Annotated in this window: 12 protein-coding genes; 9 read left to right on the top strand and 3 right to left on the bottom strand. The window is 55.4% G+C overall.

Annotation, left to right across the window (positions count from 1 at the left end):
- Positions 1 to 2 precede the first annotated feature (2 nt).
- From OGX91_RS16230 to hycI, 6 genes are read left to right on the top strand one after another with little or no spacing between them, the layout of a single operon-like run.
- Complete coding sequence (locus OGX91_RS16230) at positions 3 to 926, top strand: respiratory chain complex I subunit 1 family protein (protein ID WP_005130594.1); 924 nt, start codon at positions 3 to 5, stop codon at positions 924 to 926.
- 17 nt (positions 927 to 943) lie between these two features.
- On the top strand, positions 944 to 2653 hold the full coding sequence (hycE, locus tag OGX91_RS16225) for a formate hydrogenlyase subunit HycE (RefSeq protein WP_005130590.1): 1710 nt from the start codon (positions 944 to 946) through the stop codon (positions 2651 to 2653).
- A 9-nt stretch (positions 2654 to 2662) separates the two neighbouring features.
- The gene (gene hycF / locus OGX91_RS16220) at positions 2663 to 3205 is read left to right on the top strand and encodes a formate hydrogenlyase subunit HycF (protein WP_149692329.1); all 543 of its coding nucleotides are present in this window, start codon (positions 2663 to 2665) and stop codon (positions 3203 to 3205) included.
- Positions 3205 to 3972 carry a formate hydrogenlyase subunit HycG gene (hycG, locus tag OGX91_RS16215; RefSeq protein WP_005130587.1) on the top strand — a complete coding sequence of 256 codons (768 nt, stop codon included), beginning with the start codon at positions 3205 to 3207 and terminating at the stop codon, positions 3970 to 3972. Before hycF ends, hycG begins: the two co-directional genes overlap by 1 nt.
- Entirely contained in the window at positions 3969 to 4379 is a 411-nt protein-coding gene (locus OGX91_RS16210) for a formate hydrogenlyase maturation HycH family protein (protein WP_005130585.1), read from the top strand. Before hycG ends, OGX91_RS16210 begins: the two co-directional genes overlap by 4 nt.
- On the top strand, positions 4372 to 4842 hold the full coding sequence (gene hycI, locus OGX91_RS16205) for a hydrogenase maturation peptidase HycI (RefSeq protein WP_005130581.1): 471 nt from the start codon (positions 4372 to 4374) through the stop codon (positions 4840 to 4842). The genes OGX91_RS16210 and hycI overlap by 8 nt, the downstream gene beginning before the upstream one ends.
- Before the next feature lie 53 nt (positions 4843 to 4895).
- Here hycI and OGX91_RS16200 read toward each other — a convergent pair whose 3' ends face one another.
- From OGX91_RS16200 to ascF, 3 genes are all read right to left on the bottom strand, one after another.
- Entirely contained in the window at positions 4896 to 5135 is a 240-nt protein-coding gene (locus tag OGX91_RS16200) for a SymE family type I addiction module toxin (protein ID WP_005130577.1), read from the bottom strand.
- A 167-nt stretch (positions 5136 to 5302) separates the two neighbouring features.
- Positions 5303 to 6727 (bottom strand): 6-phospho-beta-glucosidase, encoded by a 1425-nt coding sequence (locus tag OGX91_RS16195; RefSeq protein WP_040232279.1) that lies wholly within the window; start codon positions 6725 to 6727, stop codon positions 5303 to 5305.
- A 22-nt stretch (positions 6728 to 6749) separates the two neighbouring features.
- Positions 6750 to 8204 carry a PTS cellobiose/arbutin/salicin transporter subunit IIBC gene (gene ascF / locus OGX91_RS16190; RefSeq protein WP_003037374.1) on the bottom strand — a complete coding sequence of 485 codons (1455 nt, stop codon included), beginning with the start codon at positions 8202 to 8204 and terminating at the stop codon, positions 6750 to 6752.
- Between the two features lie 264 nt (positions 8205 to 8468).
- On the opposite strand from ascF, the gene OGX91_RS16185 reads away from it, so the two are divergent.
- The 3 genes from OGX91_RS16185 to hypF all read left to right on the top strand — a co-directional run bounded on the left by OGX91_RS16185 (position 8469) and on the right by hypF (position 12557).
- Positions 8469 to 9482, top strand: coding sequence for a LacI family DNA-binding transcriptional regulator (locus tag OGX91_RS16185; protein WP_286627032.1), 1014 nt, complete (start codon positions 8469 to 8471; stop codon positions 9480 to 9482).
- A 145-nt stretch (positions 9483 to 9627) separates the two neighbouring features.
- The gene (hydN, locus tag OGX91_RS16180) at positions 9628 to 10173 is read left to right on the top strand and encodes an electron transport protein HydN (RefSeq protein WP_003037366.1); all 546 of its coding nucleotides are present in this window, start codon (positions 9628 to 9630) and stop codon (positions 10171 to 10173) included.
- A gap of 143 nt (positions 10174 to 10316) precedes the next feature.
- Positions 10317 to 12557 (top strand): carbamoyltransferase HypF, encoded by a 2241-nt coding sequence (gene hypF, locus OGX91_RS16175; protein WP_286626846.1) that lies wholly within the window; start codon positions 10317 to 10319, stop codon positions 12555 to 12557.
- Positions 12558 to 12625 lie beyond the last annotated feature (68 nt).

Below are 12625 nucleotides of genomic sequence, written 5' to 3'. Positions count from 1 at the left end.
GAATGAGTGTTTTATATCCGTTAATTCAGGCGCTGGTGCTGTTTGCCGTTGCGCCGCTGCTGTCCGGCGTTACCCGTGTGGCGCGTGCGCGCTTGCACAATCGCCGGGGTCCGGGCGTTTTGCAGGAATACCGCGACATTATCAAACTGCTGGGTCGTCAGAGCATTGCGCCTGCGGATTCCAGTTGGGTCTTCCGCCTGACGCCGTTTGTGATGGTGGGCGTGATGCTGACTATTGCCACCGCGTTGCCGGTGGTGACCGTGGGTTCGCCGCTGCCGCAACTGGGCGATCTGATCACCTTAATTTACCTGTTCGCCATTGCCCGTTTCTTCTTCTCTATCGCGGGACTGGATACCGGTAGCCCGTTTACCGCCATTGGTGCCAGCCGTGAAGCGATGCTCGGCGTGCTGGTTGAACCTATCCTGCTGCTGGGGCTGTGGGTCGCGGCGCAGGTTGCCGGTTCGACCCATATCAGCAACATTGCCGATACCGTTTATCACTGGCCTGCCGCGTATAGCATCCCGCTGATTCTGGCGCTGTGCGCCTGTGCTTTCGCCACCTTTATCGAAATGGGCAAACTGCCATTCGATCTGGCAGAGGCCGAGCAGGAACTGCAGGAAGGTCCATTGACCGAATACAGTGGCAGCGGTTTTGCGGTGCTGAAATGGGGCATCAGCCTTAAACAACTGGTCGTTCTGCAAATGTTCGTCGGCGTGTTCTTACCGTGGGGGCAGATGGAAACCTTTACCGCAGGTGGACTGCTGTTGGCGCTGGTGATTGCCGTCGTCAAGCTGGTTCTCGGCGTGCTGGTCATCGCCCTGTTCGAAAACAGCATGGCGCGTCTGCGTTTTTGCGCCACTTCACGCGTGACCTGGGCCGGTTTTGGGTTTGCGTTTTTAGCGTTCGTCTCCTTGCTGGTGGCGTGATTTAAGAGAGTTTGAGCATGTCTGAAGAAAAATTAGGTCAACACTATCTCGCTGCGCTGCACCAGGCCTTCCCGGGTGTGGTGCTGGATGAAGCCTGGCAGACCAAAGATCAACTGACGATCACCGTCAAGGTGAATTACCTGCCGGAAGTGGTGGAATTCCTGTACTACAAACAGGGCGGCTGGTTGTCCGTGTTGTTTGGTAACGACGAGCGCCAGCTGTGCGGCCATTATGCCGTTTACTACGTGATGTCGATGGAGCAGGGCACCAAGTGCTGGATAACCGTCCGCGTTGAAGTGGATGCCAATAAACTGGAGTTCCCGTCCGTCACGCCGCGCGTTCCGGCTGCGGTCTGGGGCGAGCGCGAAGTGCGCGATATGTACGGTTTGATCCCAGTTGGTTTGCCGGATGAGCGTCGCCTGGTACTGCCGGATGACTGGCCGGACGAACTCTATCCGCTGCGTAAAGACAGCATGGATTATCGTCAGCGTCCGGCGCCGACCACCGATGCGGAAACCTACGAGTTCATCAACGAGCTGGGCGACAAGAAAAACAATGTGGTGCCGATCGGTCCGCTGCACGTCACCTCCGATGAACCAGGCCACTTCCGTCTGTTTGTTGACGGCGAGAACATCATCGACGCCGACTACCGCCTGTTCTATGTCCACCGCGGCATGGAGAAACTGGCGGAAACCCGCATGGGTTACAACGAAGTCACGTTCCTGTCCGACCGTGTGTGCGGCATTTGCGGCTTTGCCCACAGCACCGCCTATACCACCTCCGTTGAGAATGCGATGGGCATCGTGGTGCCGGAGCGTGCGCAGATGATCCGCGCCATTCTGCTGGAAGTGGAACGTCTGCACTCGCATCTGCTGAACCTCGGTCTGGCCTGCCATTTCACCGGTTTTGACTCCGGCTTTATGCAGTTCTTCCGCGTGCGTGAAACGTCGATGAAAATGGCGGAGATCCTCACCGGGGCACGTAAAACCTACGGTCTGAACCTGATCGGCGGTATCCGTCGTGATCTGCTGAAAGAAGATATGATCCAGACCCGTCAACTGGCGCAGCAGATGCGTCGTGACGTGCAGGAACTGGTCGATATGCTGCTCAGCACGCCGAACATGGAACAGCGTACTGTCGGTATTGGTCGTCTGGATCCGGAAATTGCCCGCGACTTCAGTAACGTCGGCCCGATGGTACGCGCCAGCGGCCACGCGCGTGATACCCGCGCCGATCACCCGTTTGTCGGCTATGGTCTGCTGCCGATGGAAGTTCATAGCGAACAGGGCTGCGACGTTATTTCTCGTCTGAAAGTTCGTATTAATGAAGTCTACACCGCACTGAATATGATCGACTTTGGTCTGGATAACCTGCCGGGCGGTCCGCTGATGGTAGAAGGCTTTACCTATATTCCTCACCGTTTCGCACTGGGCTTTGCTGAAGCGCCGCGTGGAGATGACATCCACTGGAGCATGACCGGCGACAACCAGAAACTGTATCGCTGGCGCTGCCGTGCGGCGACCTACGCCAACTGGCCGACGCTGCGCTACATGCTGCGTGGCAATACCGTTTCCGATGCGCCGCTGATTATCGGTAGTCTCGATCCTTGCTACTCCTGTACTGACCGTATGACCGTGGTTGATGTGCGTAAGAAGAAGAGCAAAGTCGTGCCGTACAAAGAACTTGAGCGCTACAGCATCGAGCGTAAAAACTCGCCGCTGAAATAAGGAATCGCCATGTTTACCTTTATCAAAAAAGTCATCAAAACCGGGGCACCGACGTCGTCGTATCCGCTGGAGCCGATTGCGGTCGATAAAAACTTCCGTGGCAAACCGGAACACAATCCGCAGCAGTGCATTGGCTGCGCGGCCTGTGTGAATGCGTGCCCGTCGAATGCGCTGACGGTTGAAACCGATCTGGTCACCAATGAACTGGCGTGGCAGTTCAATCTCGGTCGCTGCATCTTCTGCGCCCGCTGCGAAGAAGTTTGCCCGACGGCGGCAATCAAGCTGTCGCAGGAATATGAGCTGGCGGTGTGGAAGAAAGAGGATTTCCTGCAGCAGTCTCGCTTTGCGCTGTGTCATTGTCGCGTATGTAACCGCCCGTTTGCGGTACAAAAAGAGATTGATTACGCCATTGCGTTGCTGAAGCACAACGGCGATTCCCGTGCGGAAAACCACCGTGAAAGTTTTGAGACCTGCCCGGATTGTAAGCGCCAGAAATGTCTGGTGCCGTCTGACCGTATTGAACTGACTCGCCATATGAAAGAGGCCAGCTGATGAGCAATTTATTAGGCCCACGTGACGCCAACGGTATTCCGGTACCGATGACGGTGGATGAATCCATTGCCAGCATGAAAGCGTCGCTGCTAAAAAGCATCAAGCGTTCAGCGTACGTTTACCGTGTGGACTGCGGCGGCTGCAACGGTTGCGAAATCGAAATCTTCGCCACGCTGTCTCCGTTGTTTGACGCCGAACGTTTTGGCATCAAAGTGGTACCGTCCCCACGCCATGCGGATATCCTGCTGTTTACCGGCGCGGTAACCCGTGCCATGCGTTCTCCGGCGCTGCGCGCCTGGCAGTCTGCGCCAGACCCGAAGATTTGTATCTCTTACGGTGCCTGCGGCAACAGCGGCGGTATCTTCCACGACTTATACTGCGTATGGGGCGGCACGGACAAAATCGTACCGGTGGATGTGTATATCCCTGGCTGCCCGCCAACGCCTGCAGCCACGCTGTACGGTTTTGCCATGGCGCTGGGTCTGCTGGAACAGAAAATTCACGCGCGAGCGCCAGGTGAACTGGATGGGCAGCCTGCCGAAATTCTGCATCCGGATATGGTTCAACCACTGCGCGTGAAGGTTGATCGCGAAGCTCGCCGTCTGGCGGGTTATCGCTACGGCCGTCAGATTGCTGATGACTATATGACGCAGTTAGGGCAGGGCGAGCACCAGGTGACGCGCTGGCTGGAAGCGGAAAACGATCCGCGTCTGACCGAGATCGTCACCCATCTTAACCATGTTGTTGAAGAGGCACGTATCCGATGAGTGAAACGGTGGTGTTCAGCCAACTGAGCCGTAAGTTTATTGATGAGAACGATGCGACGCCCGCCGAGGCGCAGCAGGTTGTCTATTACAGCCTGGCGATTGGTCACCACCTCGGGATCATCGATTGCCTGGAAGCGGCGTTGACTTGTCCGTGGGATGACTATCTGGCGTGGATTGCCACGCTTGCCGAAGGCAGTGAAGCCCGCCGGAAAATGGAAGGTGTGCCGAAGTACGGCGAGATCGTCATCGATTTCAACCATGTGCAAATGCTGGCGCGCGCGTTCGACGATGCGCGTGCCGTGCAGACCCCGCAGCAGCAGGAGTGGAGCAAACTGATGCTCAGCATGCTGCACGACATTCACCAGGAAAGCGCCATCTATCTGATGGTGAGGAGACACCGTGACTGACGTTTTATTATGTGTGGGTAACAGCATGATGGGCGACGACGGTGCGGGTCCCCTGCTGGCCGAAATGTGTGCCGCAAACCCTCAAGGCAACTGGGTGGTCATTGACGGCGGCAGCGCGCCGGAAAACGACATCGTCGCGATCCGTGAACTGCGCCCGCAGCGTCTGTTGATTGTGGATGCCACCGACATGGGCCTCAACCCCGGTGAAATCCGTATTATCGATCCTGATGATATTGCCGAGATGTTCATGATGACCACCCACAACATGCCGCTGAACTACCTGGTCGATCAGCTGAGAGATGACGTTGGCGAGGTGATTTTCCTTGGCATTCAGCCGGATATTGTCGGTTTTTACTACCCGATGACACAACCGATCAAAGATGCGGTCGATACCGTCTATCAGCGATTAGCCGACTGGGAAGGACACGGTGGATTCTCCGAGCTTGAAGCGCCGGAAGAGTAAACCGTATCAGTGCCGGATGTGAGTGACATCCGGCCTGTTTCCCGCCTTCCTCGTTACTCAATGACCTGCTCAATAATTAATTTCCCCTGCATCACTGACACACTCACTGCCGTACCGGTAGGAAACCCAGCTTGTTCCAGCCAGTCGCCATTCAGCGTGAGTGAAGCGTGCCGACTGATTCGTCGCGTGTAACCCGTTTTGGGATCTTCATGGCGTTTTCTGACATAGCCAACTTTCAATCGACGTACGGGTTTGGTTATAGCCACTGCTGTTGTGCCATTTTTATCAGACATGCACGTTTCCTTGTGGTGAACGACCAGGATTAAAAACTACTGAATAAAATGCCAGTAAAAACGCGTGGGGGCAAACCTGAAACTGGAAGGACGATTCCACATTTTGAATGCAATAAATGAAAATACGCACGTCTGCCGGAGGGCAGTGGACCCCTCCGGCAGCTCCGTCACGCCAGATCGGCGCCGTTACTGGCGATCACTTTTTTGTACCACCAGAATGATTTCTTACGGGTGCGCGCCAGCGTGCCATTGCCCGCATCATCGCGATCCACATACACAAAACCGTAACGCTTACTCATCTCACCGGTCGAGGCTGAAACCAGATCAATACAGCCCCAGGTGGTGTAACCCATCAGCGGCACGCCATCTTCAATCGCGTCGGCCATGGCGCGAATGTGCTCGCGTAAATAGCTGATGCGATAATCGTCATTGATCTCACCGTTAGCATCAATTTCATCTTTCGCCCCCAGCCCGTTTTCCACCAGAAACAACGGCTTCTGGTAGCGGTCATACATCATATTCATGGTAATGCGCAGACCGAGCGGATCGATGCCCCAGCCCCATTCGCTGGCGGCAATGTATGGATTACGTAGCGATTTCACCACGTTGGCAGCACTGGTATTGCCGGTGTTCATTTCCGCCGAGGCGCAGCGCGATGCGTAATAGCTAAACGAGACAAAATCGACGGTGTTTTTCAGGATATCGTCATCTTCCGGGGCTTTTTCAATCACAACGCCTTTTTCGCGAAACACGCGGGCTGAGTATGCGGGATAAGCCCCGCGCGCCTGCACATCAATAAAGAACAGGTTTTCGCGGTCTTTTTCCAGCGCGGTCCACACATCTTCTGGTTTACAGGAATAAGGATAAAAATTACCGCCCGCCAGCATGCATCCGACCTGGTTGTGCGGATTAACGTCATGGGCAATTTTCGTCGCCAGCGCGCTGGCTACCAGTTCGTGGTGGGCGGACTGGTATTTCACCTGATCCTGATTTTCGCCTTCTTCAAACACCAGTCCGGCACCTGAAAAAGGGCTGTGCAGCATGATGTTGATTTCGTTGAATGTCAGCCAGTACTTCACCAGCCCGTCAAAGGCCTCGAAGCAGGTACGGGCGTAGCGGGTAAAGAACTCCACCATTTTACGGTTGCGCCATGAACCGTACTCGGTGACCAGATGCATCGGCACATCGAAGTGACACAGCGTGACTAATGGCTCAATACCGTATTTTTTACACTCGGCAAACACCGCCCGGTAAAACGCGATACCCTCTGCATTCGGCGTCAGCTCATCACCGTTGGGGTAGAGGCGGCTCCAGGCAATGGAAGTACGGAAAACGGTAAACCCCATTTCCGCCATCAGCGCGATATCTTCTTTATAGCGATGATAAAAGTCGATCGCCTGATGGCTGGGATAAAATTCGTCATCCCGCAACGTAAAGCGCTTTTCCTGTCCCAGTTTGACGGGCATGCGGTTTGTGCCATGGGGGATCATATCGACGGTGGTCAGCCCTTTGCCACCTTCCCGGTACGCCCCTTCAGACTGGTTGGCGGCCAGTGCGCCGCCCCATAAAAATCCTTGCGGAAAAACAGACATAATTAACCTCAGTTCATACCAGTCAAATGCTGGCTCCATTGATATTGCCCGGTTGTGCGGCCTGGTTTTTTCTGGCCTGCGCGGCGGCATCTTCGACAGGAATATCTTCAAAGCCGAGAATCAGTGTTAATACAAAGGAAAGCACCACCGCCAGCGCCATCACGCCAAACACCCAGACGATAGTCATCGGATTGGCCGGATCGAAAAACTGTACGCTGGTAAACAGGCCCGGAGCCGCCATGGAGTGGCTCGCCAGCCCGGCCATGCCGGCAACGGCACCGCAGATAAAACCGCTGATAAGACTCGCAATCAGTGGTCGTTTCAGGCGGATCGCTACGCCATACAGCGCGGGTTCGGAAATCCCCGCCATGATGGCAGAGGCGGCGGCCGCTAATGCCGTCTGACGCAGTTCCGGGTTTTTGGTTTTCCATGCCACTGCCAGTGATGAACCGCCTAACGACAAGTTGGCGCCGATTTCAGACGGCATCACCATGCCTTCTTTTCCGGTTTCGGCAATGGTCTGAATAATGGTTGGCGTGAAGACGCGATGCATACCGGTCATCACCAGCAGCGGCCACAATGCGCCCATAATGGCCACCGACAGCCAGCCGAGATAGCCGTGAATGGTATACACCAGCGCTGAAATTGCGCTACCGATCCAGATGCCGATCGGGCCAATGATGACGATGGCGAGCGGCGCGGCGATCAGCACGATCAGCATTGGTTTCAGGAAGTTTTTGGTTACTGCCGGGGTGATGCGATCCACCCAACGCTCGATGTATGACAGGCACCAGGTCATCACCAGCGCCGGGATCACCGTGTAGGTGTATTTCACCGCCGTCACCGGGATCAGGGCAAACTCAACGTGCTCACCCTGCGCGGCCTTCGCCATCAGATCGATGAAGCTGGGATGCACCAGTACACCTGCGATGGCGATTGCCAGCGACATGTTGGTTTTGAATTTGATGGCTGCCGAAGCGGCGACCATCAGCGGCAGGAAGAAAAATGCGCCGTCGCCGATAACGGTCAGAATAGTGAGCGTGGACGATCCTTTCTCCAGCACGCCGGTCATTTCGAGGATCATTGCCAGCAGCTTGAGCATTGATCCGCCGATAATCGCCGGGATCAACGGGGACATGGTGCCGATCAGCGCGTCAAGGATCCCCGCGCCAATCCGCTTCAGCGTCAGTCGGGGTTTGGTTTGTGGCTCAGCGGGCTGCATATTGGCAGGCAACAGGCTGACCACTTCGCGATACGCTTGTGAAACGGTGTTGCCGATGATCACCTGGCACTGGTTATCGCTACGCACCACGCCAAGTACGCCAGAAAGCGTCTTCAGCGTCGCGCTGTCGACCTGCGAGTCATCTTTGATAACGAAACGCAAACGGGTCATACAGTGGGTCACTGCTGTGATGTTGTCGACGCCTCCCAGAGCCGTCACAACGGAGCGCGCCAGCGCTGCATAATTCTTGGACATCGGATTTAATCCTGTTTTATCAGTAGGGTACGTTATGTTTTATCCGTTTACGTTGGGTCGCTTTTCTGGGTTATGAAACGCAGATAGGAAACCGGTTCCACAAAATCATGTTTAATTTATGAGTAATGAGCAAGGTTTAATTTTGATCATTTTTTGTAATTGTGACTCCGATCACCAGATGTCAGCGTCTGCGATTTAGCAGCAAGGACAGCGGCGAAACGGTGCAGTACACTGCGTCACATTGAGAAAAAAGGGATGAGTAATATGACCACGATGCTGGAGGTGGCGAAGCGTGCCGGTGTGTCGAAAGCGACGGTTTCCCGGGTGCTTTCCGGGAACGGCTACGTCAGCCAGGAGACCAAAGACCGCGTGTTTCAGGCCATTGAAGAGAGTGGTTATCGCCCTAACTTGCTGGCGCGCAGTCTGGCGGCGAAAACCACGCAGACGCTGGGACTGGTGGTGACGAACACCCTTTATCACGGCGTCTATTTCAGCGAACTGTTGTTTCATACCGCACGCATGGCGGAGGATAAGGGACGTCAGCTGTTGCTGGCTGATGGTAAGCATAGCGCTGAGGAAGAACGCCAGGCGATCCAATACCTTCTGGACTTACGCTGCGACGCGATTATGATTTATCCGCGTTTTCTCAGCGTGGATGAGATAGACGATATCATCGACGCCCATAGTCAGCCGATTATGGTGCTTAACCGACGACTGCGGAAAAACACCAGCCACTGCGTGTGGTGCGATCAAAAGCAGACCAGCTTTAACGCCGTTACTCAGCTCATTGCCGCCGGGCACAAAGAGATTGGTTTTATTACCGGCTCGATGGATTCACCTACCGGCGTGGAGCGACTTTCAGGCTATAAAGATGCGCTGGCGCATCATGGTATTTCGCTTAATAATGACTTGATTGTTAAAGGAAAGTGGACGCCGGCCTGCGGTGCTGCGGGCGTTGAGGCTTTGCTTTCACGTAAGGTCAATTTTACAGCGCTGGTGGCCAGCAATGACGATATGGCGATTGGCGCGATGAAGCAGTTACACGCCCATGGTGTGCGCGTGCCTTTACAGGTGTCGGTGATTGGCTTCGATGATATCGCCATTGCACCATACACTATTCCTGCGCTTTCCAGCGTCAAAATCCCGGTGACGGAAATGATCCAGGAAACGATTGGACGGCTGATTTTTATGCTAGGGGACGGGGCGTTTACCCCGCCAAAAACCTTCACCGGTGAACTCATTCAACGCGACTCTGTTGCGCCGCCCGTGTCGTCCTGACGGCTGTCATTTGTCATCGTCACTAGTGACGATGACACGCCTTTCTTGTATTCATAAAAATAAAAAACCTTTAATAACAGTAAATTAAAATCTGGCACGATTTGTGAATGCTTCGGCAGATAATCTGTCATTGCTGGAGAAATTGATGAACCGTTTCATCATTGCAGACGCCAATAAATGCATTGGTTGCCGTACCTGTGAAGTGGCCTGCGTGGTATCCCATCAGGATAACCAGGACTGCGCATCGCTGACCCCTGAAACCTTTTTACCCCGCATTCACGTCATCAAAGGCGTTAATGTCTCCACGGCGACGTTGTGCCGCCAGTGTGAAGACGCGCCGTGCGCTAATGTCTGTCCGAACGGTGCAATCAGCCGTGATAAAGGCTTTGTCCACGTAATGCAGGAACGCTGTATTGGCTGTAAAACCTGCGTTGTGGCCTGCCCTTATGGCGCAATGGAAGTGGTTGTGCGCCCGGTTGTACGTAATAGTGGGGCAGGTCTGAACGTCCGCGCAGAAAAAGCCGAAGCCAATAAGTGCGATCTGTGCCACCACCGTGAGGCCGGTCCTGCCTGTATGGAAGTCTGCCCGACTCACGCGCTGATTTATGTGGATCGCAATAAACTTGAGCAACTGAGCGCTGAAAAACGCCGTCGCGCGGCGCTGGATTCCACCGCATCTTTGCTGTTCTGATATCTGAAATTCCGCGTAAAATACGGTAGTACTTATGCCGGATGGCGGCTTCGCCTTATCCGGCCTACTGTTCGCATCCCCGTAGGCCTGATAAGCATCGCGCCATCAGGCTAACCGGGATTGATGACTGCGGGAATAATCTAATGACAATAAACACCCCCTCCGGCGTACAGTTGCGTATTCGCGGCAAGGTACAGGGCGTCGGATTTCGCCCTTACGTCTGGCAACTGGCGCAACGGTTACAGCTACATGGCGACGTGTGTAACGACGGTGACGGTGTGGTTGTGCGCTTACAAGAAGATCCGGCGGAGTTTATTGCGCAGTTGCACCAACACTGCCCGCCGCTGGCGCGCATTGATAGCGTTGAGCGCGAACCTTTCGCCTGGACGCAACAGCCTGCCGATTTCACTATTCGCCAAAGCGCTGGCGGTACGATGAATACGCAGATCGTTCCGGACGCCGCGACCTGTCCCGAATGTCTGATTGAAATGAACACCCCCGACGAACGCCGCTATCGTTATCCCTTTATCAACTGTACCCACTGTGGTCCACGTTTTACCATTATCCGCGCCATGCCGTATGACCGTCCGCTGACCGTCATGGCGTCATTCCCGCTCTGTCCGCAGTGCAACAAAGAGTATCGCGATCCGTATGACCGTCGCTTCCACGCCCAGCCCGTTGCCTGTCCGGCATGCGGCCCGCATCTGGAATGGATCAGTACTGACGTGCGGGCTGAAAAAGAAGACGCCCTGCAGGCGGCGGTGGCACAGCTGAAAGCAGGCGGCATTGTGGCCGTTAAAGGGATTGGTGGGTTTCATCTGGTGTGCGATGCGCGCAATGATGACGCCGTCGCGCTGCTCAGGTTGCGTAAACACCGTCCGGCGAAACCGCTGGCGGTAATGCTGCCTGCTGATGACGGATTACCTGAACCCGCGCGTCGTTTGCTGACAACGCCTGCCGCGCCAATCGTGCTGGTGCAGAAATGCTATGTCGCTGCATTGAGCGAGGGCATTGCGCCAGGGTTAACGGAAGTAGGCGTCATGCTGCCCGCGAATCCGTTGCAGCATCTGCTCTTACAAGTGATGAATTGTCCGCTGGTAATGACCTCCGGCAATCTTAGCGGTAGGCCACCTGCTATTACCAATGCGCAGGCGCTGGAAGATTTACGTGAGATTGCCGATGGTTTTCTGCTGCATAACCGCGAAATTGTGCAGCGGATGGATGACTCCGTGGTGCGTGACAGCGGGGAAATGCTGCGTCGTTCCCGGGGTTACGTGCCGGATGCGATAGCACTGCCGCCGGGATTTCGTGACGTGCCGCCAGTGCTGTGCTTAGGCGCGGATCTGAAAAATACTTTCTGCCTAGTGCGCGGCGAACAGGCGGTTATCAGCCAGCATTTAGGCGATCTCAGCGATGATGGCATTCAGCTGCAGTGGCGTGATGCGTTACGTCTGATCCAGAACATTTATGATTTTACGCCACAGCGTATCGTGCATGATGCGCACCCTGGCTATGTTTCCAGCCAGTGGGCCAGCGAAATGAATCTGCCAACCGAAACGGTACTGCATCACCATGCGCATGCTGCGGCATGTCTGGCCGAGCACGGCTGGCCGCTCGACGGTGGCGACGTGATTGCTCTGACGCTGGACGGTATCGGCATGGGGGAAAATGGCGAGCTGTGGGGCGGCGAATGTCTGCGGGTCAACTATCGTGAATGCGAACACCTTGGCGGTTTACCAGCGGTAGCGCTGGCGGGTGGCGATCTGGCGGCAAAACAGCCATGGCGCAATCTGCTCGCGCAGTGCCTGCGCTTTGTTCCTGACTGGCAGGGTTACCCGGAAACATCGGCGCTGCAACGGCAAAACTGGAACGTACTGGCGCGCGCCATCGAGCGGGGAATCAATGCCCCACTGGCATCGTCGTGCGGGCGCTTGTTTGATGCGGTTGCCGCCGCGCTGCGTTGTGCGCCGGAATCGTTGAGTTATGAAGGTGAGGCTGCCTGCGCGCTGGAGGCGCTGGCATCGCAGTGTGCAGGCGTTGATCACCCTGTTACGGTGCCGCTTAATGGCAATCAACTGGACTTAGCGGTTTTTTGGCAGCAATGGCTGACCTGGCAGACCGCCCCTGCAGAAAGAGCGTGGGCGTTTCACGATGCGCTGGCGCGCGGTTTTGCCACGCTGATGCGTGAGCAGGCCGAAACGCGCGGAATTGAAACGTTAGTATTCAGCGGCGGCGTGATGCATAACCGCTTATTGTCATCCCGGCTGGCATTTTATCTGCATGATTTTACCTTATTGTTCCCGCAGCGTTTACCGGCGGGCGACGGTGGATTGTCATTGGGGCAGGGCGTGATTGCTGCAGCGCGGGTGTTAAGTGAAGCGTAGAATGCCGGATGGCGGCTGCGCCTTATCCGGCCTACAAATAGATACTCACTCGTAGGCCGGATAAGACG

The organism is Citrobacter sp. Cpa228 (genome assembly GCF_030333085.1).
Lineage (GTDB): Bacteria > Pseudomonadota > Gammaproteobacteria > Enterobacterales > Enterobacteriaceae > Citrobacter > Citrobacter pasteurii.
This window is presented reverse-complemented; position numbering and strand designations above follow the sequence as displayed.